The organism is Streptomyces sp. NPDC057010, from assembly GCF_042673805.1.
GTDB lineage: Bacteria > Actinomycetota > Actinomycetes > Streptomycetales > Streptomycetaceae > Streptomyces.
In genome coordinates this window covers 244786-269454 of the sequence record NZ_JBHUSC010000002.1, presented here as the reverse complement: position 1 = coordinate 269454, position 24669 = coordinate 244786, and the positions used below count along the sequence as shown (strand labels likewise).

General features: G+C 69.0%; 24 protein-coding genes. 13 read left to right on the top strand and 11 right to left on the bottom strand.

Annotated features, from left to right (window positions below):
• Positions 1-75 precede the first annotated feature (75 nt).
• Positions 76-393 carry a cupin domain-containing protein gene (locus ACFTXQ_RS03800; protein ID WP_382635537.1) on the bottom strand — a complete coding sequence of 106 codons (318 nt, stop codon included), beginning with the start codon at positions 391-393 and terminating at the stop codon, positions 76-78.
• Positions 394-482: 89 nt separating this feature from the next.
• Here ACFTXQ_RS03800 and ACFTXQ_RS03795 point away from each other — a divergent pair, with 89 nt between their 5' ends.
• The 5 genes from ACFTXQ_RS03795 (at position 483) to ACFTXQ_RS03775 (ending at position 4199) form a co-directional block, all read left to right on the top strand.
• On the top strand, positions 483-863 hold the full coding sequence (locus ACFTXQ_RS03795) for a phage holin family protein (RefSeq protein ID WP_382635536.1): 381 nt from the start codon (positions 483-485) through the stop codon (positions 861-863).
• Positions 864-874: 11 nt separating this feature from the next.
• Positions 875-1366: a low molecular weight protein-tyrosine-phosphatase gene (locus ACFTXQ_RS03790; RefSeq protein ID WP_382635534.1), complete on the top strand. Its 492-nt coding sequence runs from the start codon at positions 875-877 to the stop codon at positions 1364-1366.
• Positions 1363-2565: a cystathionine gamma-lyase gene (locus ACFTXQ_RS03785; protein WP_382635532.1), complete on the top strand. Its 1203-nt coding sequence runs from the start codon at positions 1363-1365 to the stop codon at positions 2563-2565. The genes ACFTXQ_RS03790 and ACFTXQ_RS03785 overlap by 4 nt, the downstream gene beginning before the upstream one ends.
• A gap of 176 nt (positions 2566-2741) precedes the next feature.
• Positions 2742-3647, top strand: coding sequence for a LysR family transcriptional regulator (locus ACFTXQ_RS03780; RefSeq protein WP_382635530.1), 906 nt, complete (start codon positions 2742-2744; stop codon positions 3645-3647).
• Between the two features lie 72 nt (positions 3648-3719).
• Positions 3720-4199, top strand: coding sequence for an NUDIX domain-containing protein (locus ACFTXQ_RS03775; RefSeq protein WP_382635528.1), 480 nt, complete (start codon positions 3720-3722; stop codon positions 4197-4199).
• 48 nt (positions 4200-4247) lie between these two features.
• Here ACFTXQ_RS03775 and ACFTXQ_RS03770 read toward each other — a convergent pair whose 3' ends face one another.
• A complete protein-coding gene (locus ACFTXQ_RS03770) occupies positions 4248-5435 on the bottom strand; it encodes a globin domain-containing protein (protein WP_382635526.1) in 1188 nt (395 codons plus the stop codon).
• A 142-nt stretch (positions 5436-5577) separates the two neighbouring features.
• On the bottom strand, positions 5578-6228 hold the full coding sequence (locus ACFTXQ_RS03765; RefSeq protein WP_382635525.1) for an HAD family hydrolase: 651 nt from the start codon (positions 6226-6228) through the stop codon (positions 5578-5580).
• Between the two features lie 159 nt (positions 6229-6387).
• Between ACFTXQ_RS03765 and ACFTXQ_RS03760 the strand changes: the two genes are divergently transcribed.
• From ACFTXQ_RS03760 to ACFTXQ_RS03750, 3 genes are read left to right on the top strand one after another with little or no spacing between them, the layout of a single operon-like run.
• Positions 6388-7287, top strand: coding sequence for a GNAT family N-acetyltransferase (locus tag ACFTXQ_RS03760; RefSeq protein WP_382635523.1), 900 nt, complete (start codon positions 6388-6390; stop codon positions 7285-7287).
• A gap of 22 nt (positions 7288-7309) precedes the next feature.
• Positions 7310-7771 (top strand): GNAT family N-acetyltransferase, encoded by a 462-nt coding sequence (locus ACFTXQ_RS03755; protein ID WP_382635521.1) that lies wholly within the window; start codon positions 7310-7312, stop codon positions 7769-7771.
• 55 nt (positions 7772-7826) lie between these two features.
• A complete protein-coding gene (locus ACFTXQ_RS03750) occupies positions 7827-9002 on the top strand; it encodes a winged helix DNA-binding domain-containing protein (protein WP_382635519.1) in 1176 nt (391 codons plus the stop codon).
• A gap of 9 nt (positions 9003-9011) precedes the next feature.
• On the opposite strand, the gene ACFTXQ_RS03745 is transcribed toward ACFTXQ_RS03750, so the two are convergent.
• A complete protein-coding gene (locus ACFTXQ_RS03745) occupies positions 9012-10397 on the bottom strand; it encodes a serine hydrolase domain-containing protein (protein WP_382635517.1) in 1386 nt (461 codons plus the stop codon).
• 190 nt (positions 10398-10587) lie between these two features.
• Here ACFTXQ_RS03745 and ACFTXQ_RS03740 point away from each other — a divergent pair, with 190 nt between their 5' ends.
• Positions 10588-11382, top strand: a complete 795-nt coding sequence (locus ACFTXQ_RS03740; protein ID WP_382635515.1) for a DUF6193 family natural product biosynthesis protein — start codon at positions 10588-10590, stop codon at positions 11380-11382.
• Between the two features lie 22 nt (positions 11383-11404).
• Here the strand turns inward: ACFTXQ_RS03740 and ACFTXQ_RS03735 are convergent, their stop codons facing one another.
• Both ACFTXQ_RS03735 and ACFTXQ_RS03730 read right to left on the bottom strand, forming a co-directional pair.
• Positions 11405-11707, bottom strand: coding sequence for a hypothetical protein (locus ACFTXQ_RS03735; RefSeq protein ID WP_058942078.1), 303 nt, complete (start codon positions 11705-11707; stop codon positions 11405-11407).
• Positions 11708-11765: 58 nt separating this feature from the next.
• The gene (locus ACFTXQ_RS03730) at positions 11766-12101 is read right to left on the bottom strand and encodes a hypothetical protein (protein ID WP_382635513.1); all 336 of its coding nucleotides are present in this window, start codon (positions 12099-12101) and stop codon (positions 11766-11768) included.
• Positions 12102-12301: 200 nt separating this feature from the next.
• On the opposite strand from ACFTXQ_RS03730, the gene ACFTXQ_RS03725 reads away from it, so the two are divergent.
• The 3 genes from ACFTXQ_RS03725 (at position 12302) to ACFTXQ_RS03715 (ending at position 14519) form a co-directional block, all read left to right on the top strand.
• Positions 12302-13543 (top strand): hypothetical protein, encoded by a 1242-nt coding sequence (locus ACFTXQ_RS03725; protein ID WP_382635511.1) that lies wholly within the window; start codon positions 12302-12304, stop codon positions 13541-13543.
• 179 nt (positions 13544-13722) lie between these two features.
• On the top strand, positions 13723-14121 hold the full coding sequence (locus tag ACFTXQ_RS03720) for a hypothetical protein (protein WP_055592324.1): 399 nt from the start codon (positions 13723-13725) through the stop codon (positions 14119-14121).
• Positions 14118-14519, top strand: a complete 402-nt coding sequence (locus ACFTXQ_RS03715; RefSeq protein ID WP_367449243.1) for a hypothetical protein — start codon at positions 14118-14120, stop codon at positions 14517-14519. The genes ACFTXQ_RS03720 and ACFTXQ_RS03715 overlap by 4 nt, the downstream gene beginning before the upstream one ends.
• Before the next feature lie 12 nt (positions 14520-14531).
• Here the strand turns inward: ACFTXQ_RS03715 and ACFTXQ_RS03710 are convergent, their stop codons facing one another.
• The 5 genes from ACFTXQ_RS03710 to dnaB all read right to left on the bottom strand — a co-directional run bounded on the left by ACFTXQ_RS03710 (position 14532) and on the right by dnaB (position 22797).
• Positions 14532-17186 carry a TniQ family protein gene (locus ACFTXQ_RS03710; RefSeq protein ID WP_382635508.1) on the bottom strand — a complete coding sequence of 885 codons (2655 nt, stop codon included), beginning with the start codon at positions 17184-17186 and terminating at the stop codon, positions 14532-14534.
• Complete coding sequence (locus ACFTXQ_RS03705; RefSeq protein WP_382635506.1) at positions 17183-18298, bottom strand: AAA family ATPase; 1116 nt, start codon at positions 18296-18298, stop codon at positions 17183-17185. Before ACFTXQ_RS03705 ends, ACFTXQ_RS03710 begins: the two co-directional genes overlap by 4 nt.
• The gene (locus ACFTXQ_RS03700) at positions 18295-20421 is read right to left on the bottom strand and encodes a helix-turn-helix domain-containing protein (protein WP_382635504.1); all 2127 of its coding nucleotides are present in this window, start codon (positions 20419-20421) and stop codon (positions 18295-18297) included. The genes ACFTXQ_RS03705 and ACFTXQ_RS03700 overlap by 4 nt, the downstream gene beginning before the upstream one ends.
• Positions 20418-21062: a TnsA-like heteromeric transposase endonuclease subunit gene (locus tag ACFTXQ_RS03695; protein ID WP_252922946.1), complete on the bottom strand. Its 645-nt coding sequence runs from the start codon at positions 21060-21062 to the stop codon at positions 20418-20420. The genes ACFTXQ_RS03700 and ACFTXQ_RS03695 overlap by 4 nt, the downstream gene beginning before the upstream one ends.
• 271 nt (positions 21063-21333) lie before the next feature.
• Positions 21334-22797 carry a replicative DNA helicase gene (dnaB, locus tag ACFTXQ_RS03690; protein ID WP_382635782.1) on the bottom strand — a complete coding sequence of 488 codons (1464 nt, stop codon included), beginning with the start codon at positions 22795-22797 and terminating at the stop codon, positions 21334-21336.
• 452 nt (positions 22798-23249) lie between these two features.
• Between dnaB and ACFTXQ_RS03685 the strand changes: the two genes are divergently transcribed.
• Positions 23250-24587: an MATE family efflux transporter gene (locus tag ACFTXQ_RS03685; RefSeq protein WP_382635502.1), complete on the top strand. Its 1338-nt coding sequence runs from the start codon at positions 23250-23252 to the stop codon at positions 24585-24587.
• The last annotated feature ends 82 nt before the right edge of the window (positions 24588-24669 follow it).

Here is a 24669-nt window from a genome sequence, read left to right as displayed (position 1 = left end):
ACCCGTGAGCCCCCGGAGTCCCCTGATCCGCCCCCTAGGGGGATCAGGGGCGCGACCCTCAGCCGGCCGGGCCGCTCAGCCCTCCGGCGGGGAGAACACCACCATCACCCGCAGGTCCTCGCTGATGTGGTGGAACTTGTGCGGCACCCCCGCCGGAACGTAGACCACGCTGCCCCGCGCCACCGTGGTCGTCTCCTCCCCGACCGTGATCGAGGCCCGGCCGCTCACGACGAAGTACACCTCGTCCTGGCCGTGCGGCTGCTGCGGGTCGCTCTGGCCGGCGTCGAGCGCGTACAGCCCGACCGACATGTTCCGCTCCCGTACGAACTGCAGATAGGCGCCCTCATTGGCGACCCGTTCCGCTTCGAGCTCGTCAAGCCGGAAGGCTTTCATCGTCCTTGTGCCCCTTGTACTCGATCGTGCCCGCGCATCCGCTGATCTGCGGATGTCCCACCGGGATCTTCTCTGCCACGATCAGACACATGACGAATTTCGTAGTCAAGACGCTCGCCAACGCGGCAGCCCTGGCCGTCGCCATCTGGCTGCTCGCCGGCATCACCCTGGACGACGGCAGCAGCATGGGCCGCCGGACGCTGACCCTGATCCTGGTCGCCTTGGTGTTCGGCCTGGTCAACTTCATCGTCAAGCCCATCGTGAAGCTGCTCTCGCTGCCGCTGTTCATCCTCACCCTCGGCCTGTTCACCCTCGTCGTGAACGCCCTGATGCTGCTGCTCACCTCGTGGCTGGCCAAGCAGCTCGACCTCAGCTTCCACGTCGACGGCTTCTGGACCGCGGTCGTCGGCGGTCTGATCATCTCCGTCGTCTCCTGGGCCGTGAACATGGTCCTGCCCGACAAGAACTGAACGGCCCGCCCATGTACCGCGTGTGCTTCGTCTGCACGGGCAACATATGCCGCTCGCCCATGGCCGAGTCCGTCTTCCGCGCCCACGTCACCGAGGCCGGGCTCGACGGCCTGGTCGAGGTGGACAGCGCCGGAACCGGCGGCTGGCACGAGGGCGACGGTGCCGACCCGCGCACCGTCTCCGTCCTGGAGGCCGCCGGATACGAGCAGGACCACCGGGCCCGGCAGTTCAGGGCCTCCTGGTTCGACCGCCTCGACCTCGTCATAGCGCTCGACGCCGGGCACCTGCGGGACCTGAAGGCACTCGCGCCCACCCCGCACGACGCCGCCAAGGTCCGGCTCCTGCGGTCCTACGATCCGGCGGCCACGGCCGCGCGGAGCGACGTACCGGATCCCTACTACGGCTCGCTCGACGGGTTCGAGGAGTGCCTGGAACTGGTCGAGGCGGCAAGTCCCGGCCTGCTGGAGGCCGTACGCGACGCCATCAAGGAGCACAGCGCGTGAACCACGACAACGACGGCGCACGGGACACACGAGGCGCCCGCGGGGGCCGGGGAGACGGCGGGGGAGCGGCGGACGGGTTCGGCGACGGCACCCGGGCCGTCCGCGCCGGGCTGCCCGAGCCCGTCAAGAACGAGCCGCCGCTGCCCGGACCGGTGTTCGCCGCCCACTTCCACCTCCCCGGCGAGGTCGAGGGCCCGTACACCTACGGCCGCGACACCAACCCCACCTGGACCCTGCTCGAACGGGCCATCGGTGAACTGGAAGCCCCCGGCCAGGACGTGCACACCGTCGTCTTCGCCTCCGGCATGGCGGCGATCTCCGCCGTCCTGCTCTCCCAGGCGCGCACCGGCGACACCGTCGTCCTGCCCGACGACGGCTACCAGGCCCTGCCGCTGCTGCGGGAGCAGCTCCAGGAGTACGGGATCCACGTACGCACCGCCCCGACCGGCGACGACGCCCAGCTCACGGTCCTCGGGGGAGCCCGGTTGCTGTGGATCGAGACCCCCTCCAACCCCGGACTCGACGTGTGCGACGTACGGCGCCTCGTGGACGCCGCGCACGCCGACGGGACCCTGGTCGCCGTCGACAACACCCTCGCGACGCCGCTCGGCCAGCGGCCCCTCGAACTCGGCGCGGACTTCTCCGTCGCCAGCGGGACCAAGGGCCTCACCGGCCACGGCGACCTGCTGCTCGGGTACGTCGTCTGCCGCGATGCCGAGCTCGCCGCACGCGTCAAGCAATGGCGCAAGATCGTCGGCGCCATCCCCGGCCCGATGGAGGCCTGGCTCGCCCACCGCTCGCTGGCCACCATCCAGCTGCGCGCCCAACGCCAGTGGGCCAACGCGCTGGCCGTCGCGGAGGCCCTGGCCGGCCGTGCCGAGGTCACCGGACTGCGCTATCCGGGCCTGGCCACGGACCCCTCGCACAAGACGGCCGCCCGCCAGATGCGGGGCTTCGGGTCGGTGGTCTCCTTCGACCTGCCCGACCGGGCGCACGCCGAGCGCTTCATGACGGCCCTGCGGCTGGTCGAGGACGCCACGAGCTTCGGTGGAGTACGGTCCACCGCCGAGCGGCGCGGGCGGTGGGGCGGCGACGCGGTGCCGGAGGGATTCATCCGCTTCTCCGCGGGGGCCGAGGACACCGAGGACCTCGTCGCGGATGTCCTGCGGGCCCTCGACCACGCCGGTGACGGCAGCTGAACACAGCTGTGGAAAGCGGTCCGAGCCTCCCCCCTAGTGGCTCGGACCGCCTCGGGTTCCGCGCGCGAAGAACCACGCGACAAGGCTAGTTGACTCTGCGTCAGAGTCCAATCACGGTAACGACAGGGGGGTATCGGCATATTTATAGTTGAAGGCCCCCACCGAGAGGGGCCTCCATGGACCTGGCCCTGTTGCGCACCTTCGTCGCCGTTCACCGGGCGGGCTCCTTCACCCGGGCCGCCGCGCTCCTGGGACTCTCCCAGCCGGCCGTGACCTCTCAGATACGCACCCTCGAACGCCAGTTGGGCCGACCGCTCTTCCACCGCCGCGCCCGGGGGGTCACCCCCACCGCCGTGGGCGACGAACTCGCCCACAAGGCCGCCCCACACCTCGACGCCCTGCTGCGGATCACCGAGGCCGGGCGGGAGGCCGCCGGCGGGTTGCGCACCCTCCACGTCGCCGGGCCCCCCGAGTTCCTGTGCCTGCGCGTGCTCCCCGCCCTCGCGCCACTCGTCGGACAGGGCCACACCCTGCGCGTGGCCCTCCAGGCCGACGCCGAGGAAACCCTCGACGGGCTCGCCGCCGGGCACCACGACCTCGTCGTCACCACCGCCCGCCCACGCGGCGGCCTGTTCAGCGCCTCCGCGCTGTGCGACGAGGAGCACGTCCTGGTCGCCGCGCCCTACTGGGCCGCCCTCGTCGACCCGGACCACCTGCGGGAGGAGGGGCCCGCCGCGCTGGACGGCATCCCCCTCGTCGAGGTCCACGAAAGCCTCCCGCTCGTCACCCGCTACTGGGCCACCGTCTTCGAGACCCGGCCCGATGCGGGGCGCGCCACCGCCACCGTCGTCGCCCCCGATCTGCGGGCGGTCCTGGAATGCGTCCAGGCCGGTGCCGGGCTCGCCGTCCTGCCCCGCTACCTCTGCCAGGACGCCCTCGCCGCAGGCCGCATCGTGGCCCTCGCCGATCCCGCCGTACCGCCGCTGCGCACCTGGTTCGCGGTCGTGCGGACCGGCAGCCTCGCCCTCGCCCACCTCGCCCGCGCCCATGACCGGCTGCTGCACGCCGCCACGCTCTGGTGAACCACCGTTTCCGGCCCGTCTTTCCGGTCCGTGGCGCGTTTCAGAAGCGGAGCGGTGGGCCACTCTTCTCCCATGACCGAACGTCCCGTGGTCAAACGCACCGCCCGCGCGATCCTGCTCGACGGTGACGACCTGATCCTCATCAAGCGCACCAAGCCCGGCGTCGATCCCTACTGGCTCACCCCCGGAGGGGGAGTGGAGGCCTCGGACGCCACCGTCGTCGACGCCCTCCACCGGGAGATCCACGAAGAACTCGGCGCGAAGATCACCGATGTGGTCCCCTGCTTCGTCGACACCGTCGAACACATCGCGGACGGGGGAGTGACCGGCGTGAAGGTGCAGCACTTCTTCGTCTGCCACCTCGAATCGATGGACCCCAGCCAACGTCACGGCCCCGAGGTCGACCAGCCCGAAGGGGAGTACGAGATCGTCCGCGTGCCCTTCAGCCGCGTCGGCATCGCCGCCGTCCACCTCGTTCCCCTGTCCCTGCGGCACTACCTCGACGGGAACATCGAGGGCGTCCGCGCCATGCACGCCCCCGACCTGGGCTGAGGATCCCGGGCGAGATCCCGGCTGGTACCGGTGGCACCCCCGCCGGTCTCAGCCGGCGACGCCCGCCAGCTCCTCCACCGCGTCGTGGCGGATCCGTTCACCGGGGATCCCGATCCTCTTGAGCTCGTCGACTCCGCTGCGGATCATCGCGGGCGGCCCGGAGATGAACGCGTCGTACGAGCTCCACGGCCCGTGCTCGCCGATCGCCTGCGGCAGCTGCCCGGCCAGCCCGTCGCCGACCACCGGGCGCACCGACAGCCACGGATGGGAGCGCTGGAGGCCCAGCAGGGTGTCCTTGTCGTAGAGGTCGTGGTCGCTGCGCGCCCCGAAGAACACCTCCACCGGCCGCCGCTCCCCGTGCTCGGCAACGTCCTCGATCAGGGCCTTGATCGGGGCGATTCCCGTGCCCCCGCCCAGGCAGAGCATCCCGTTGTCCGTCGTGTGGTCCACCACCATCGAGCCGGCCGGCGGGCCGAGGCGCAGCACGTCGCCCGGGCGGGCGTGGCGCACCAGCGCGTTGGAGACCCAGCCTGCGGGAACGGCTTTGACGTGGAAGGAGAGCAGCCCGTCGGCACGCGGGGCCGAGGCGAAGGAGTAGTGCCGCCACACGCGGGGCCACCACGGGGTCTCCAGGCTCGCGTACTGGCCGGCCAGGAAGGCGTAGGGCTGGTCGGGACGGACCGTCAGCACCGCGATGTCCGAGGTGCGCAGCTCGTGGGAGACCACCTCCGCCTGCCACCAGGCGGGGGCCTTCGCCTCGTCCTCCGCCGCCGCGTCGATCATGATCTGGGAGATCGCGGTGTAGGCCCGCACCCATGCGGCCTCGGTCTCCGGTCCCCAGGTCTTCTCCGCGTAGCGGGCCAGCGCGCCGATGAGGGCCTCGCCCACCACCGGGTAGTGGCCGGCCATGGTGCCGTACTTGCGGTGCCCGGTGCCCAGCCTGCGCAGGTACGGGGTCAGCACCTGGGGATTGTCGATGTGCTCGGCGGCGGTCAGCAGCGCCTTCAGCAGCCGGTCGCGCTGCGCGTCCATGGCCACCGGGAACATGCCCCGGACATCCGGGTGCCCGGTGAACACCAGGGCGTAGAAGTACGAGGTCACCTTGTCGGCGACCGGTGCGATCTCCCCGAGGGTCCGGCGGATGAGCACCGCATCCGGCGAGGGCTCGGTCGCGCCGCCCTCGCCGGATATCCGGGTCGTATCCCGTCTGGCCGATCTGGTGGGCGGAGCGTCCATGCGGTGCCTCGCTTCGAGCAACTCGGTCGGTCTGCACACGCCACGGCCTGTGAATCCGTGGTTCCGGGTTCTACAGCGTGCCAGCCCGCCCAGAGGCCTGTGGGGAAATGCAGAAAAACCGCGTTTCGAACCCACTTTCCTCTTAAGATGCCTCAACTCCCGGGCGTGCCACCCCTGCGAGCTGATATGCCTCCCGCAGGTCCCGGCCCTCGTAGACGTGGGTCGCACGCGCCGCCAGATGCGGCCGCGCGTTGACCGCCACCGAGACCCGCACTGCCTCGAAGAGCACCGCGTCGGTCGCCGAATCCCCGTACGCGACGCAGTCGTCCCGGCTCACCCCGAACTGTGCGCAGAGCCGGTCCGCCACCGTGACCTTGCCCTCGGGCGTCAGGATCCCGGACACGTCCATGGCCCGCGTGAAGGGGACTTCCGGGAAGACCGACCCGTGCGCAGCATGCGCGCCCCACTCCAGCAGCAGTTCCACGAAGAAGGACGGCGACAGGGAGATCACCGCGCAGTAGTCCCCGCGCTCGCGGATCTCCCGCCACACCTCCTGGATGCCCGCGAGCCACGGCGAGCCGTCGAATGCCGCCCGTACGTGCGCCGGCGTCAGCTCCGCCCACAGTGCGTGCGCGGCCACCGAGAACTCCTGCGGCCCGATCTCCTGTGCACCGAAGGACCGCTCCAGCTCGGCGATCTCGGCGCTCAGCCCGAGTTGTCGGGAGATTTCGACGGGCGCCGCAGAGCCGAACATGAGCGTTCCGTCGAGGTCGAACAGGTGCAGGAGAGTCATAAAGGTCGAGGCTAGCTCTTCCGTTTCACGTGAAACAGCGTGTTTCACGTGAAACCGCGTCTCTGTTTCACGTGAAACAACGGCGGATGTTTCACGTGAAACATCCGCCTCCGCCCAAATCCCCTGGACGCCCCTCACGTCATGATCCAGTCTGGGCCGGTGACACCACCACACCTCCACGATCTGCCGATCCGGGCGCTGACCGCGGACGATCTCCGCCACTGCGCCGACCTGTCCGAGGACCGCGGCTGGCCCCGCGAGGACCACAAATGGGGTCTGCTGCTGGCCGCCGGAAAGGGGTACGGGGTCGACGCTCCGGACGGACAGGGACTGGCCGCCGCCTGCGTCGTCACCCGGTACGGCTACGCCCCGGCCGAGCCGGACCTCGCGGCCATCGGAATGGTCCTCGTCGCCGACCGCTACGCCCGCCGGGGGCTGGGACGCCGTCTGATGACCTACATCTGCGACGACGTACTCAAGGGTGTCCCGCTCACCCTGCACGCCACCCCCTACGGCCGCCCCCTCTACGAGGAGCTCGGCTTCGAGACCACGGGCCGGGCGGAGATGGTCAAGGGCACCTTCCTGCCACAGCCCGACGAGGCCACCACCGAGGCCCTCGCAGGCACGGGCCGCGTCCGTCCGGCCACCGCCGAGGATCTCCCGCGGATCGTCCGCCTGGACACCGAGGTCTTCGGCGCCGACCGGACACACGTGATCACCAGGCTCCCCGCCTTCACCGACCGGCTGCTCGTCGCCGAGGACCGCGCGGGCGACCTCACCGGCTACGCCGCCCTGTGGCCCAATATGGACACCCATGTCATCGGCCCGCTGATCGCCCGCGACACGGCCGGCGCCCAGGCCCTCGTCACCGCCCTCGCCGCCACCACGGACCGGCCGCTGCGCACGGATGTCGACGTACGCCACGAGGCGCTCCTGGCCTGGCTCAAGGACCGCGGACTGGCCTCGGTGGCCTTCAACGCGGTGATGACCCGTAACACCCCCGGCCTGCCCGGCGACTGGACCCGCCGCTGGGCGCCGCTCACCGTTGCCGCCGGCTGACCGAGAGAAGGAGGACCGGACCGTGACCGACGCCCCAGACCTGGCCTTCCGGCCGGCCACCGAGGCCGATCTGCCCGCCATCGTCGCCATGCTGGCCGACGACCCCCTCGGGGCCACCCGGGAATCCCCCGACGACCTCAGTCCCTATCTCGCGGCTCTCAAGCGCTTGAGCGAAGACCCGCACCAGCACCTGGTCGTCGCCGTCCGTGAGGACCGCGTCGTGGGCACCCTCCAGCTCACGATCGTCCCCGGCCTCTCGCGCAGGGGCTCCACCCGCTCCATCATCGAGGGGGTCCGCGTCCACGCCGACGAACGCGGCAGCGGCCTGGGTACCCGCTTCATCGAATGGGCCATCGAAAAGTCGCGGGCCGAGAACTGCGATCTGGTGCAGCTGAGCTCGGACGCGAGCCGTGCCGACGCCCACCGCTTCTACGAGCGGCTCGGTTTCAGCGCGTCCCACGTCGGGTTCAAACTTCAGCTCTGAGTGGCGGGCTCCGGGCCGGGCCGCCGTGTCGGCGGCCCGGCCTACGATCGGGAAGATGAGTACCGGCCTTCCCCTCATCAGCACCGCAGAGCGCCGCCACCGGCTCGGCCGTCGCCACCGCCTGGCTCCCTCGACCCGCGCCGCCACCGTTGCCGAAGCCGCGGACGCCGTCGTCGCCCTGCACGCGACCGACGCCGCGACCGTCTTCCTCTCCGCCCGCGCCCGGCTCACCGGGGGCGGCCCCGCCGCGATCGAGCAGGCGCTGTACGAGGACGTCGGCCTCGTCCGGCTGCTCAGCATGCGCAACACCCTCTTCGCGGTCTCGACCGACCTCGCCCCGTACGTCGACTCCTCCACCGCCCGGGGCATCGCGCTCAAGGAGCGGCGCACCCTCCTCAAGCACCTCGACGAGGACGGGCAGGGTCTGGACGCAAAGTGGCTGGCCCAGGCCGAGGCGGCGGCGCTCGAAGCCCTCGACGAGCGCGGCCCCTGCACCGGCAGCCAACTGTCCGCCGCCGTACCGGCCCTGCGCCGGAAGATCACCATCGGCCGGGGGAAGAAGTACGAGGCGGAGACCGGTGTCGCCACCCGCGTGATCCGACTGCTGGCCGCAGACGGTCGGATCCGGCGCGACCGGCCCCGCGGATCCTGGACCTCCAGCCAGTACCGCTGGGTCCACACCGAGCCCTGGCCGGCCGTGCCCCCGGCCGAGGCCCGAGCCGAGATCGCGCGCCGCTGGCTCCACGCCTACGGGCCGGCCACCGAGGCCGACCTCAAGTGGTGGACCGGCTGGAGCCTGACGGACGTCCGCAAGGCCCTCGCGGCCGTGGGCCCCGACCAGGTCCGCCTCGACGACGGGAGCACGGCCCTGGTCGGTCCCGGAGACACCTCGCCCGAACCGGCTCCGGAGCCCTGGGCCGCCCTGCTGCCGGGGCTCGATCCCAGCGGCATGGGCTGGGCCGATCGCACCTTCCACCTGGATCCCGCCCACCGGCCCGCCCTCTTCGACTACGCCGGCAACATCGGCCCCACCGTGTGGTGGAACGGCGAGATCGTCGGCGGCTGGGCCCAGCGCGGCAACGGCGAGATCGTCTGGCGGCTGCTGGGAAGCCCCGGCCGCGCCGCCGAGAAGGCGATCGCCGCCGAGGCCGACCGCCTCGCCGCATGGGTGGGGGAGGCCCGCATCACCCCGCGCTTCCGCACCCCCCTGGAGCGTGAACTCGTCGCCTGAGCAACGGAGTCAGCCGATGCCGCGCCAGCCCTGCGGGTCCACCCCGCCGGGCACCGGGGCCTGAGCGTCGTACGGCTCGCGTGTGAACACGAACGACCCGAGATCGAGGTGGCTCACCGAGCCGTCGGCACGCCGCACCGCCCGCAGCGTCTCTCCCGCGTAATAGCCGGACAGGCCCGTCCACGTGCCGTCCGGCTCCGCGCGGAAGCGGGAGGTGCGCCCGGTCGCCCCCACCGGACCCAGCTCCAGCGACCCGTCCGCCTTCAGCCGCACCACGTGCGGCGAGGTGCCCCAGTACCAGGGGCCGCACACCTCCAGCGGGACCGCATCGGCTTCCGCGAAGGGACGCCACGGCTGCGGGAACCGCGGCTCCGTGTCGGCCACGATCGCCAGCAGGTCCACGGCCACCGTGGAAGCCGGCAGTCCCGAGGTGCAGTTCGCGAGCACCACCGCTGCCACGTCGTCCGCCTCGCTCAGCCACAGGCCCGCGACGAACCCCGGCAGCGAACCGCTGTGCCCCGCGAGCCGGCGCTCGCCCTGGGCCGTCAGCTGCATCCCCAGCCCGTAGCCGAGCTCGGCGAGGCCCGGCTCCGGCGGCGCCGCCGAGGTGCGCATCTCCCGGACGGACCCGGCACTCAGCACGCGCTCGTTCCCACGCAGCAGGAAGTCCGCGAAGCGCGCCAAGTCCCTTGTCGTCGACCACAGCTGGCCGGCCGGCGCCATCAGACCCAGGTCCTCCAGCGGCTCGGGCAGCATCACGTCCGCCCACGGGTGCACCGCCCAGCCGCCCGCGTGCGGGGCCTGCGGCAGCCCGCTCGTACGGTGCAGGCCCAGCGGCTCCAGCACCTCGGCCCGCAGCACCTCTTCCCACGGCTTGCCGCGCAGTGCCTCCACGAGCGAACCCAGCAGTGTGTAGCCCGGGTTGGAGTAGTGGTGCCTGCTTCCCGGAGTGTGCCGGAGCGGCTCGTCCCCCAGGACATCGGCGAGCTCGGGCCGCAGCGAGCCGGGCGTGCGCTCCCACCACTCGCCGGGGGTCTCCGCGGCCAGACCGCCGGTGTGGGCCAGCAGTTGGGCGATGGTCACCTCGCCCACGCCGGTGCCCGGCAGGTGCTTCTCCAGCGGATCCGCGAGCCCGAGCAGTCCCTCGTCCCGCAGCCGCATCACGAGGACCGCGGTGAAGGTCTTGCTGATCGACCCGATCCGGTACTGGACGTTCCCGTTCGGGCCGTGCCCGGCCACGGAGGTCCTGGAGCCTTCCCAGACCACGTCCCCGCCCCGTACGACGGCCGCCACCACGGACGGCGCCCGCCCCTCGCTCTGCGCGACGGCGATCCGGTGATTCAGCGCACGCCGGGTGCCGGGGAGAAGGTCCAGGTCCTCAGAAAGCTCATCCATGATCGTGTAGGTACCACAAGGGGGAACGCAGCGCGGAACTTCGGCGCGATCCGCTTCCCGTGTAGGATCCTGCGGTTCGTGTCATAGAGCATCGCGTTGACCTGCAGCTTCTCTTTGAGTCTCACAGCGTGACGAGCTTGATCAATCTCACGGACGTGGCAGATTCCTCAGCACGAGGGAGACTGCCTCGGTGACCTCGAACGCGACACCCCCTGCCCGGCACGAGCCACTCCCGGCCGACGCTTCCTTGTATCCAGACCTGGCGTCCGCCGGCAGCTTCGCCGGAGCGCTGGAAGCCGTGGCTGCTGAGCTCGGTCTCTCCCTAGGCAGGCTTCTTGTGGATGATTCGAACCCGCTCCGGACGGCAGGCGTCGAGAGCACGGTGGCTGACCGTGAGGCGTGCTGGATCAGCCTGGGTTCTGTGGAGCGGTGGTTCATCTTCAGCGGTTGGTCCATGGGGGTGCAGTTGGTCTCGGGCGCGACTCAGGACTTGGGCGAGATGGCACGGGCCCTGGAGGCATGGCGGAACGGCCTGAGGCTCAAAGAGATCCGCGAGGTGAGCCCATTCGTCAAGGTCACCGAGCTGGCCGAAGCCCATGAAAAGGGTCCGGCCGAGGCGGTCGCGGTGAAGTGGCGCTTGCTCCTTGAAGGCCTGCGCCGAGATTCGGACCGCCGGGAGCCCGCCCATCGGACGCTGAAGGTTGCCGAGCTTGCGCATGCCGAACCACAGCTGCGCCAGCTGCTTCCGTTCACCAGCCACTGGTCGCTTCATTTCACAACCTGCACTGGGTTCCCGTACTCATGGGACGTGCCGTTCATCGATCCGCTGAGCGACGGACGATATCGAGTCTGCGGCCCTTCACGAGGAAGAGTGATCGGTGAGGCGGACACCGCTGAGCACGCGATCGCTTTGGTAGTGGGCGGGCTTCCGGCGAACTGCGGACCAGCAGTCGCCGGCACTGTCAACGATCAACAGTCTTTGTAGTTCCTCCTCCGCCCGTCCGATCTCATGACGGCCGGGCTGCGATCTGCCGACGGGCGGAGTTCCAGACCTCCTCGAACCCGTCGGAGGTCAGCTGCTCCGGATCGTGGCCTTCCCACTCGGAGACGGGCTGTTCGGCTGTGATCCCGAACCTGTTGTCGTACTCGTCGAGGCGGCCTGCGTCGCGGGCCCGCTGCCACTCGGCGAGGGAGGCAGCTGCGATCGGAGTCAGCTCAGGCCCTTCGAGTTCGACCTGCCGGATCACCCAGCCTTCGGCGTCGACCTCGAAGTAGAACCAGGTGTCTTCCTCGTCCCAGTAGCAGCGCATCCAGGTGGTCACCAGGCCATGATGACGGGCCAGGTGCACCGCGCTGCTCCGCTTCGCCTCATGACTGGGCGATGAATCCTGCGGATCGATCGAGCTGGAAAGGAGAACCGACCCGGGGGGGATCCCAGCCCTGATGCCGTGCCGCTCGAATGCCGGCAGCAATGTGTGCTGGGCGAATGGGCTCCGTCTCGACGCCCACCCAGTTGCTGGGATGGGCCTGGCCGCTGGTGACGATCAAGGTCGTGCCCGGCCGGCTGCCGCCGGCCGCTTCGACCGCGTAGGTCATCGGTGTCCAGCAGAGTCCCTGCATGTAGGAGGGCTTCCTGCGGATCCGCCAGCGGTACTCGATTCCGTCAACGGTTATGCGCCGGGAACCCTTCTTGTTCAGCGCCATCTTCGCCTCCTCCGCTGTTGGACTGTGCTGTGTCGCCGCGGGCGCGAAAAGCAGGTTGCACGCGAACGTACCGAACGTCATCGCCGACAAGTACCTTCGGGACTACGGATGGGTTGATCAACCCATAAGTTGGTGTCAGTGCCGAGCGACCCGGCGCATCGCACCCACCCCGGGTGCACTCACCGCGATCGGAGAGCACCGTGAAGAACAGCCCGTTGTGGCGAGTGGTTGACAACGAGAGTGGTAGCCAGTCCATCGTTAGCACGCCCTCCGAGGCGGTCGCGTTCGTCAACAGCCGGTTCGGCACCGATGACGACGACGAGCCGTTCAGCATCACCGAGGTCGGTCCTCTCCTTCCGAAGCCGCTCGGGGTCATCACCGCATGGGCCGCCGAGAAGGACGGCGAGCGAACCGACGGGCGTACTGCCCCGATCACCATCAGGCCGGTTGTGACGGACAACGCCAGCGAGTGCGATGACGTCGTGCTCTGGGGCGACGTGTACGTCTCCTGGGACCACGACATGTACACCGTCGAGGGGCCGGACGGCTCCGAGTACAGCGAGGCTTACAGCGCAACCGAGTTGAGTGCGATCCTTGACGAGTACGCCGACGACTATGAGTACGCGCCTGAAGGGCCCGACAGCCACAGGTGGCCGAAACCGGAAGAGTTGATCACCTACGGCGCCCAGGAGTGTGCCAAGCGGTTCGGGCACCTCGACGACGACGCCCTGCTGTGGCTCGCTGCCACCCGCATCACGCTCGCCGTGTGGCGCAACACACCCGTCGAGAACTGGCATGCCGGGAAGAGTCCGCTGCACGACGGCACGATGATGCGGATCAACACGGCAACCACCCGACTCGTGCGCTCGATGCTGTCGTTCGACCATGTCGACTGGATCGGTCTCGGTCTCGCGATCGTCAACCCGTCCCGGGTTCTACCGACAGGGCAGTCCGTACTCGAGCTCGGGCTGGCCTGCCACAACCCTGACGACCCGGCGCACGAGGTTGATCCGCGAGAAGAACTCGCGGAGATGGCGCAGGTCGCGATCTCATGGGGGCGAAGGCACTGCCTTCACGAGAAGGAGTTCGGCCTGCGAACCCTGATCGAATCCTTCTGTACGTCCGACAACAGCTGGTTCGGAGCACCGAGTTGGGGGCGCATCGTCGATCGGTTCCTTACGGCTGTCGACGACCGGGAGAATGCGCACTGGGGCATATACCAGGACAAGCCTTGGTTCAACGAGTGGTTCACCAACCGGCCGGCCGACATTGCGGATACCACGGAATTTCGTCGGCTGCTCCTTGCCGGGCCCGACCTGCTTTCCGAGGAGGCCGCCGAATGGTGCGTGGATGGTGCCATCGGCTACGTCTGCCAGGACGACCACGCGAACGACTGCTGGCGGTGCGGTATCCCGCTGGCAACGGAATCCCCCAACGAGTGAATGTGTGCATCAGCATAGAAAAGCAGCAATCCACTGAGCCCTACAGGAGTGTCTGGGTCCGCTTCCACAGTCCGTCGGGTCTTTGACATCAGTATCACCGGCCTGCTGGTTTCTTGATAACCACGGCTTCCACGACACGGAGGTCGAGCAGGTCGCCGGACCTCCGGGATCATGACGCCATGCAACTCCGATATTTCAATCAGACCGGATGGACCGCCATCTTCAATGGCACTGAGACCGAGATCGGTCGCATGGTGCGCGTGGAGGGATGGGATCCCGCAACCGGGACAGCCTTGGTGGTCGACCCGCAACGAGGGGCACTGCGCCAGGTCACGGACTACGTGGACTTCTCCCACTTGGAGCGGGCCGATCAGGTGGTCGCCGCGATACCCGGTGGGGGATGGCGGGCACACTGGACGGATGAAGGGCCGGGTGGATCACCTCTCACGGAGCAGGTGCTGGCCTGGTTGATCACTTCGCAGGGCCGGGCGACTGCCATCACAGTCGATGCTCAGGGACATGTGGAGGACGCCGACAGCGCCGACGCCTTCATACCGCCGGGTGAGGAACTTCAGTGACGGCGTCGATGCCGCAACAGGCGGGCCCGGCGTCCGAGGGTCGGGCTTCTGATGCCGACTGGGAGGCTCCCTACTACCGGGTTCGGGCCGCCGGCTTCCAGGTGCTCTTCCTCGTGGAACCGGACGAGGCGATCGAAGAGGTCTGCAACGTCGATGCCGAGGTTCATCTTGCCGACGGGTCGCGCTGGAGTTCCACGATCTTCACTCTCGCCGAGGTGGATCGGCTCATGCGGAGCTGGGAGGCAAGCGGAGAGGCGGTCTCCGGGCAGTGCTTCTTCTGCGCGGACGGGCTGATCGTGCGGAATCCCGGCATCGGCAGCATGGTGCGCGTGATTGCCGGGCTCGTGGCCTCCGGCGAGTTGGACGGGGTGTTCCGACGCATTGCCGACCCGGAATGATCATGCCGCGTCTCAGGGCATCGTGTTGTCCTGCATCTTTCGAATGGCCTTGAGCACTTTCTTCCCCAGGGGAGTGAGCGTCATGGGCCTACCTCGTTCCGCCCGGACCAGGAGTGGTCCACCGAGTTCTCGTTCGATCCGGTTGATCTGTGCGACGAGGGTGAACGTGTTGAGGCCGAGGCCGCTCGCTGCGGCACCGAGGCTGGGGTAGGGAGATGCAGCCGCGAATCGGCTCAACCGTTCGCTGGCCCCCTGGCCGCCGAGTGCCGGCCGAAGGATGCTTGGTGCTCGGCTGGCCTGGTCGATTGCCCGAAGTACCTGGCTGTGACTGGACCCTCCGCGTGGTCGCAGCGGAACGTTGTGGGTCTTGGCCCAGCGGGCCATGTTCGCGGTGCTCATGCCAGCTTCTCGGGCGAGGTCCGGCAGGGTCCGGCGGCGGTGGACGTACTGCTCGATGAGCCAGGCCCGTTCGACAGTGCCGCGGCGCTTGTAGTCCTTGGGGCCCTCGCGGAGCGGGATGCCGTACTCCTTGGCAAGGTCGGTCAGCACTCTGCGGGAGAAGCCGGTGAGGGTGGCGATCTGCTGGAGGGACCGGTGTTCGTCGAGGTAGAGCCGGGTGAAGCGCTCTGCCGGAATGGCTTGCCGGGCCTGCTGCCGGATGCGGCCGGTGGCCCTGGCGGTGCTCTTCGTCAGCGGGGGTGCGGGGGCTGGATGCTCGTCGAGGGCATGTCGGATGGCCTCGACGGTCGTGCCCAGGACCTGGGCGGCGTGCTGAACGGGGTGCTGGCGTTCGCGGACAAGCTGGTGCAGGCGGGGTAGGTCGACGTGTGCCGGGTCGGGGCCGGGAAGGGAGAGCCCTGCCAGCAGGGTGGCGGGCGGCTGCCAGGTCATGGGCTCGTCGTGGATGTGGTGTGAGGCCAGGAAGGTGAGGGCTTCCTGCTGGAGGGCATGCACGAGTTCAGGGGTCTGAAGCGCGGTGAACCGCAGGGACGTCGCCCGGAACTCTGCACTGTCGGGCCCGCCCAGGTCGTCGGGGGCAGACTCGGCGGGCAGGCCGCTGAGACGTTGGAAGAGCTGGCTGCGTGCGATGCGTTCGCGCCGTCCGGTTCCCGGTGGTGTTCCGGTGCGGCGGCAGATCTCCAGCCAGCGGTCATGAGGAAGCAGGCCGGTGTAGTCGAGGAGTCGGCGCCGACCGTAGTCGATGGGGGTGCTGTTGGCACCGAGGCAGTCCGCGAGCCGGTCCAGAGCAGTGGCGATGTCCGGCCATTGCGGAAGGTCGTCGACTTCCTGGAGGAGGCGTGACACCTCAGTGCCGTCGATGACGTCACCGATCAGCCCGGCTGCCTGGTCCAGGGATGTGCGGCTGTCGGGAATCAGCAACAGGGCGGCGAGAACGGGAGCCAGAGCCCGCGCATGGATTCCTTCAGGTGGTGCGAGGCGGATCGTCCAGGGCGGCCAGAACATCGTGGGGATCTTCCTGGCTCGCTGCTCGATGTCCCGAGTGGTCCGGGTCGGCCGGCGGGGGGTCTCGGTCATGATGCGGTAGCGGACGTATTCGCTGGGGCGGAGGGAAGGGGCGAGGGCCGCCAGGTGCACGGACTGCAGCACCGGGCTGATGCCCCTGCCCCAGCTGTCGATGCTGGTCGCCGAGATCTGCGTGAGTTCCTCGCGTACTGCTTCCAGCAGGCTCCGCAGGGCCTCGCCGGCCGGGTGGATTCCTGGTTGCTCCAGGATGCTCAGGGCCATGGTGACCGCGACGGCCGTGTCCGCGGCTCGGGGCGGGGCCATGAACCCCGGACGTTCCATGGCCTGTCCGGTGTGCGGGGAGACCGCATCGGTGCTGAGGTGAGCTTCTGCGATGTCAGCCGGGATCTGCTCTCGTAGGACAGCTGCGGGCAGGTCGCTCAGGACGCGTATGCCCAGGGCCCGGATGTCGGCCAGCACCGCCGAGGCCAGCTGGGGAGAGGTTCGGTAGGGGCCGAAAGCTGCCGTTGCCCCGTCGATGATCTCCATCACTCGGTCCTGCGCCGTGAGAACCGGATGACCAGGAGGCAGGAGGAGCGTCGAAGCGCGGGTCAGATCGGTGCCGCAGCCCGCCGAGAACGGGCGGGTGGGGCGGGTCGGTGGATTGCCGCAGAGTTCAGGCCGGGGGACGGACCGGCCGGAACGGGGCCGCTGCCGCGGCACCCTCCCGCAGTGCGGGCAGCAGTCCGCCAGCAGCCTGCGGTGCCGGGTGCAGGCGAAGGAGAAACCGAGCCTCCAGGACAATTGCCATCGCCCACCAGTGGCATGAAGGCACTCCGGACAGAACCGGGATCCCCCTCCGCGGCCCCAAAGGACGTGCCGTGACACGGCCCGGCCCCCGGCACTCAGGTGGAGGGCCCGTCCGTCGTAATGAGCCAGGGTCAGGGCAGCGACTGTCTCCGGGGACGTCCCGGTGGCGTGTGCGACAGCGGCGGCCAACCGCTCGTCGAGGACGATCGCCCAGTCTGCCGGGATGCCCCTGAACTGGTTTCCGGCCCGGTGCCGGACCGGGAAGCCGAAGTGCAGCAGGACATCACCGAGCGCGGTGTCCATCCGTCTTGCTATCGCCTCCAGCCATGAGTCCAGGGCCTCGCCGGGCAGTGGAGGCAGCCGGATCGGCAGGGTGCGGGCCGGCGTTCTCATGCGGGTCGCCGGCTCCGGGGCCGCGGGCGGCTGGTCAGCCGTTTCTCCAGCGCGGCCTGCAGTTCGAGGCGGGCGGCCTCGGATGCCTCGTCGTTCTTCACCCGGTCCATGAGCTCCTGGTCAAGACGTTCGGCGCCGGTGCGGACCGCCCGCTGGCAGCTGCGGTTGATCAGCGTCATCAGCGAGCCGATGTGTCCGGTGCTGCGGGCGAAGAGGTAGTCCGACAGGTCGTCCGCGAGCATGCCGGGATGCTTGTCGGTGAGCACGACTCGCTGTTCGAGGGCCAGCAGCATCTGCCGCCACTCCCGGCGCCCGGCCTCCATATCGATGGTGAACGGACGAAGCCCGAGGCGGGTGGTGCGGCGGCCGGTCTGGGCCAGAGCGGTGTCGCGCCCGTTCGTTCCTTCGCCGAACAGGCCCTTCTTCGCGAGCTCGACCCCCACCATCAGCAACGTCACCGGGAACTCGTTGGCGATCCACTTCAGGTGGTTACTCACCTCGATGCCGCTCTTCTGTCCCCATTTCAAAAAGTGCAGATCGTCCAGAACCACCAGGCGGACATCACAGGACAGCACGCAGTCCAGCACCCGCCGTCCGAACTGGGCGGTGGTCCCCCGCATCTGTCCGGGGTGGCCGAAGAACTCCAGCATGGCCCGGTTGAGATCCTTCATTCCGGTGTTCCCGGTCAGCCCGACCCGGCAGACCGGGATCCGCTCGTGCCCTTGGCTCGTGAACGCGCCCGACTCCTCGATCTCCCGCTGGTGGAAGTCGCGGGCGAAGGCCAGCACCGAGGTCGTCTTGCCCAGACCCGGGAACGCGTCGACGGCCACCGCCCCCTTGGCCTTGTCGCCGTCCTGCTCGTTGCTGTCGACGATGTCCCATAGGTTTTCATGGAGCTCTGTCAGTTGCGGCGTCTTGACCGGGCCGATGTTCGCGTGCCACTGCCGGCGCTGACGGTCGTAGTCCGCCCGCGCCTGTGTGGGCAGGGACTTCAGCTGCTTGCGGGTCAGCAGGTCGGGAGGGCTGCGGCGAGGGCTCTCTGCGAACGCCTTGAAGTCCTCCTTCCGCGACAAGGCAAGACTGCCTGGCTGCGGAACGCTGCCGTCGTTCACACGTCCTCCAGGGCATCGGCGTAGAAGTCGTCCTCCCCGGCGAGGTCCTCCAGATCGGCCTCGTCGTCATCCCCGGTCTCCGTCACCACGTCGGGCTCCCGCAGTTCCGCGGTCTGCTCGTCCTGGCCGAGGGCCTTGCGTACGGACGGAAGCAAGACGACCGTCTCCGCCTCACTCTCCGGAAGCTCGATGGCGGCCTGCTCGCGCGAGAGCCGCAGGGCCATGCGCCGCTCGGCGATCGTGGTGCCCAGCCCGAGATTCCACCGCTCCAACAAATCAGCGACGGCAAGCCGGTCGTCAGGAAAGCGATACTTCGAGGCCGCCAGCTGCCGGGCGAACGTCAACGCGTCCTCGCTCAGCGGCATCTCGGCCGATGGCGCGTGCTCCCAGACCAGCGTGCGCCAGGCCCGAGTAGCCGGATCGCGGAAGTAGATCCGGGTGATGTCGTCGGGGTCCACCTGGAAAGGCCAGCCGTTCTTGACCGGACTGTCGTAGGGGCTACGGACTCCCGGCTCGGGCAGGCCGGGGCCGCTGTAACGGCGGCGGCCGATCTCGACCCCGTAGTGCTGGACCGTGCGCCACTTCGTCTGCAGGAACTCGTAAGCCAGGTCCCGGTCACGGGGCGCTTCGATGTAACCCGCCCGCGCCATGCCGTGCTCGAACATCTTCGCTGGGGACATCCGCAGACCCGGCAGACCGGGATCGACCAGACTGGAATGCGGCCGGCAGTGATAGACCGCCGCGGTCCACTCCCGGATGATCGCCTCAAGCTCGTCGAGGAAGAAGAACGCGTCGCCCTCCGGGCTCTCACCCCGCGAGTGGATGTCGGGGCCCTTATAGCCGGGCAGCACCTGCAGCAGCCCCTCCCGCAAAGTCCGGAAGTAGCGCTCGACCGGCCCCTTATCGCGGCCCGTCCGCAGCCGGGCCGGCTGGATGGAGATGCCCATCCGTCGGCAGACACTGGTCAGGTGCTCCGAGACATAGACCTTGCCGTGGTCGACGACCAGCGTCTCGGGAACCAAAGGCGGCGAGGCCAGCCCCGGTCCGGTGGCGCCTTCGACATCGACCAGGACGGTGCGGGGGATGCCATGCTCGGGCCAGACCGCGTGCCGCGGCCAGTCCCGCCCCGCCAGCCGCGGCCGAAACGACTGGAACAGCACCGCACTGACATCCACCGCCTTCGTCGAGACCGGAGTCAGCCGGATCCCCGTGATGCAGCGGGAGTACCAGTCCATCCCGACACTCAACTCGGCCTGAACCCACTTCAGCGTCAACGGGTCGAACGCAAAGACGTCCAAGCGGGTGGAGTCCATCAGCAGATACTCACCCGGACGCGTCGGCCGCAGCTTCCCGTACGGACCCTCCGGCCGACCGGCGATATCCCGGTTCCGCTTCGTACTCAGCCGGAACAGCGGATGGCGTCGCTCCAGCTCCTCCAGAAGGCGAAAGGCCGTCGCCCGGCTCGGCTGCCGAACCACCCCCTCACCGAACCGCGCTATTACCCGAGCCCGGGTCCGCTCGATCACCATCGTCCGCGACGGCCGCGACTGGTCGGTGTGCTCGACCATCACCTCTACCGCGGTCTCCACCCACCGATCATCAACTCCTGAGTGGGGTCTTTCTGTTGTCTTCTTCGGCGCGAGCCCGGCCTCTCCGCCACGACGAAAGTCAGAGACCCATTGCTTCACGGCACGAGGTGATACCCCCAGCTCAGCCGCCTTTGCCGTGTATCGAGCCTCCCACGGTTGCTCCGGGCGATAGGCCGGTCGGGGCTCACCATCGCGTGCCAGTTCCGGAGCTCCAGACCGGTATCCCGTCAGAACCTCCCGGACGTGCTCAGCGCGTTCAAGGACTTTCGCCCGTGCAGAGCTGTCGAGCTGCCCAAGTACGATCGAAGCGATCTCCTCTTCGTCGTCGGCTGACGGTCCCGGGCCGTCTGGACTTACAGCGGCACGGTCCGAGAACAGAAGTTCTTTGAGTGACAGGCGCAGCAATCGCCCCCGGCCATCCTTCAGGACCACTTCGTTGCCTGCCGTGGTCGCAGCCATCTCCACCACCTCGACGGATTCCCCGTCGTAGCGGAAGCGCGTACCGACCCCGACCCGAGCCCCTGCTCTACTCATGCCACCCACCTCAGAACGTGTGAAGGGCCCAGCGGCCGATTGAGGTCGGTAACGAGAGACTGCATCCAGAGCAAATGATGGATGGCAGAGCGGACTTGGGACTCCGGACGATTCGGCAGACAGCGCGCGGCCTGCCTCAGAGAGACACCATCGAGCTCAGCTCCCCGAAGGTCTTCCAGGACCTCTGGGCTGAACAGCCAGTCCCGTCGGTAGCCCGCCAGGAACCGGATGTTCTCCAGCTCCACGGCCGGAGGCTCGCTCCAGACCTCGTACTTCCATCCCCGCAACTCCACCGCCTGCCGGGTCCAATCGAAGGTGATCGCCACCTCTGGTTTGGACAACCGATGCAGCGGCTTGACGTCGACGACCACCGGTGCCTGCTCGGTGAGGAGGAGATAGTCCGGTATGTGCCGACGGACCTTCCCCTCCAACACCGTCTTCAGCAAGAAGGGCTGGGCCACGATGCCGCGTACGGCCGGATCGAAGTCGGCGAAGAGCAACCGCGACAGCTCCAGTCGCGACTCGTAGATCACGTGATCCCGCATCGTCGCCGACCAGTAAGTGCCGGAGTAGTGCTTCTGGCCCTTGTGCCAGCGGAACGTCCGCCACGGACAAGCCGACTGCAGGAGATCGGCAGGCACCGTACGCCAGTCTTGGTCCTCTACGAGAGCACCACGTTGATGACGGATACTCACCGTCGCAGCGACGTCCACCGCACCCCCAGCCCACGAGTGACTGCCCGTGTAGCCAAGGTGTCAGCGTTCGCTCCCCGCATGGAGAGGTCGCCCCTTACGCCACCCAGAAGAGTGAACGATCCGAGCTGCGAGTCTCATGATGGCTGCATAAATGCCATCCATATGCAGCGGGCGCTGAGATTATGAAGCTGGATTTGAGACCCTACATCCCGTGGGGCTACGTGTTGGCCATGTCCACGAACCGCGAGTAGTGGCCCTGGAAGGCCACGGTGATTGTCGCCGTCGGGCCGTTGCGGTGCTTGGCCACGATCAGGTCGGCCTCGCCCGCGCGGGGGGACTCCTTCTCGTACGCGTCCTCACGGTGCAGCAGGATCACCATGTCGGCGTCCTGCTCGATCGAGCCCGACTCACGCAGGTCGGAGACCATCGGCTTCTTGTCGGTGCGCTGTTCCGGGCCACGGTTCAGCTGGGAGAGCGCGATCACGGGGACCTCGAGCTCCTTGGCGAGCAGCTTGAGGTTTCGGGACATGTCCGAGACCTCCTGCTGGCGGCTCTCGGGACGGCGGGAGCCGCCCGACTGCATCAGCTGGAGGTAGTCGATGACCACGAGCGAGAGGTCGTTGCGCTGCTTGAGCCGACGGCACTTGGCCCGGATCTCCATCATCGACAGGTTGGGGGAGTCGTCGATGTACAGGGGGGCCGCGGAGACGTCCGGCATCCGGCGGGCCAGCCGGGTCCAGTCGTCGTCCGTCATCGTGCCGGAGCGCATGTGGTGCAGTGCCACGCGGGCTTCCGCCGAAAGCAGGCGCATCGCGATCTCGTTGCGCCCCATTTCGAGGGAGAAGATCACGCTCGGCAGGTTGCTCTTGATCGAACAGGCCCGGGCGAAGTCCAGAGCCAGCGTGGACTTGCCCATCGCGGGACGGGCGGCGATGACGATCATCTGGCCGGGGTGCAGGCCGTTGGTCAGCGAGTCGAGGTCCGTGAATCCGGTCGGGACGCCCGACATCTGGCCGCTGCGCGAGCCGATCGCCTCGATCTCGTCGAGGGCGCCCTCCATGATGTCGCCGAGCGGCAGGTAGTCCTCGGAGGTCCGCTGCTCGGTGACGGCGTAGATCTCCGCCTGGGCGCTGTTGACGATCTCGTCGACGTCGCCGTCGGCGGCGTAGCCCATCTGTGTGATCTTCGTACCGGCGGCTACGAGGCGACGCAGGACGGCCCGCTCGTGGACGATCTCCGCGTAGTACTCGGCGTTCGCCGCGGTCGGGACGGACTGCACCAGCGTGTGCAGGTACGAGGCCCCGCCGACCTTGCCGATCTCCCCGCGACGCGTCAGCTCGGCACCGACGGTGATCGGGTCGGCCGGCTCGCCCTTGGCGTACAGGCCGAGGATGGCCTGGTAGATCGTCTCGTGCGAGGGCCGGTAGAAGTCGTGCCCCTTGAGGACCTCGACCACGTCGGCGATCGCGTCCTTGGACAGCAGCATGCCGCCGAGGACCGACTGCTCGGCGTCCAGGTCCTGCGGGGGGACGCGCTCGAAGCCACCGCCGCCGCCGTCCCAGGAGCCGCCCTCGCGCCCCCGGTCGTGCTGCTCGTCCCCGCGGCCGCGGCCCTCACCGTTGCGGCGGGGACGGGGGGGCAGACGGTCGCCCGGACCACTGTCGGCCCAGGGGTCGTCCATGGGCTCGGGCATGCTCACCGGGCCGCCTCCTCACGTCCGCAAGGCGGACCTCGCCGTGTCACTCTTTCTACGACACGGCTCTGACATTTGGGGCACCCGAATCCGCCGTCGGCGAGTCGGGCAACGCACCACGGTAGGCCCGCGGACGGCGTCAGCCAATCTTGTTATCCACAGGCTGTGTGGATGAGATGTGGATGACGGCACCAATGCTGTGGGTAACTCGCCGGAAGCTGTGCACGGACCGGGGGACGACGCTGTGGACAAAATCACCTGACCCACCCCAGCACCCCACCTGACCTGGGATTTCACCCTCCGGGGCAGGCGCGCCGGAAAATTCTTGGCCACTGTCTCAAGATCACCTCCAACGGGTCGGGAGGAACGCCCAAGTCAGGGGCCGAGTAAGGATCCAAGGGCCCTTGCATCCATTACCTGTGGAAGATTAGATTGAGCACATGACACAGGCCCCCGCAGCACCGAAGGCTGCGCCGAGACGGCACGACCGCGAGATCTTCGCACTCGCCGTCCCCGCCTTCGGCGCACTCGTCGCCGAACCCCTCTTCGTGATGGCCGACAGCGCCATCGTCGGACACCTCGGCACCCCTCAGCTGGCGGGCCTCGGCATCGCGGCCGCCCTGCTCACCACCGCCGTCAGCGTCTTCGTCTTCCTCGCCTACGCCACCACCGCGGCCGTCTCCCGACGGGTCGGAGCAGGCGACCTCCAGGCCGCGATCCGGCAGGGCATGGACGGCATCTGGCTCGCCCTGCTGCTCGGCGCGGCCGTCATCGCCGTGGTCCTGCCGACGGCGCCCTCACTCATCTCGCTCTTCGGAGCCTCCGACACCGTCGCCCCCTACGCGATCTCCTATCTGCGGATCTCCGCGCTGGGTATCCCGGCCATGCTCATGGTCCTGGCAGCCACCGGCGTCATCCGCGGCCTCCAGGACACCCGTACCCCGCTCTACGTCGCCGTCGGGGGCTTCGCCCTCAACGCGGGCCTGAACGCCCTCCTCGTCTACGGCGCCGGCCTCGGCATCGCCGGCTCCGCCTGGGGCACCGTCATCGCCCAGTGCGCCATGGCCGCCGCCTACCTGGTCGTCGTCGTGCGCGGGGCCCGGCGGCACGGGGCCTCCCTGCGGCCCGACCTCGCGGGGATCCGGGCCTGTGCACAGGCAGGCGCGCCCCTGCTGGTCCGCACCCTGTCCCTGCGGGCCATCCTGATGATCGCGACCGCCGTGGCGGCCCGGCTCGGTGACGCCGACATCGCGGCCCACCAGATCCTGCTCTCGCTGTGGAGCCTGCTCGCCTTCGCCCTGGACGCCATCGCTATCGCCGGGCAGGCCATCATCGGCCGCTACCTGGGCGCGGGCGACACCGAGGGCGCCAAGGCGGTCTGCCGCCGCATGGTGCAGTGGGGGATCGCCGCCGGCGTCGTCCTCGGTCTGCTGGTCGTCCTGGCCCGCCCGGTGTTCATCCCGCTCTTCACCAGCGACCCGGCGGTCGAGGACGCCCTGCTGCCCGCCCTGCTCGTGGTGGCCCTCTCCCAGCCCGTCTCCGGCATCGTGTTCGTTCTGGACGGGGTCCTGATGGGCGCGGGCGACGGCCGCTACCTGGCCTGGGCGATGCTGCTCACGCTGGCCGTGTTCACACCTGCGGCGCTCCTCGTCCCGACCGTGGGAGGCGGCCTGACGACGCTCTGGTGGGCGATGACGCTCATGATGCTGGTCCGGATGGCCACCCTCCAGCTGCGGGCCCGCTCGGGCCGCTGGCTGGTCGCGGGAGCCACGCGCTGAACCGGGGGATGTTCCACGTGAAACGTCCCCCGCTCCGACGTCAAACCGATGTTTCACGTGAAACACGGGCGGCGGACGAAAC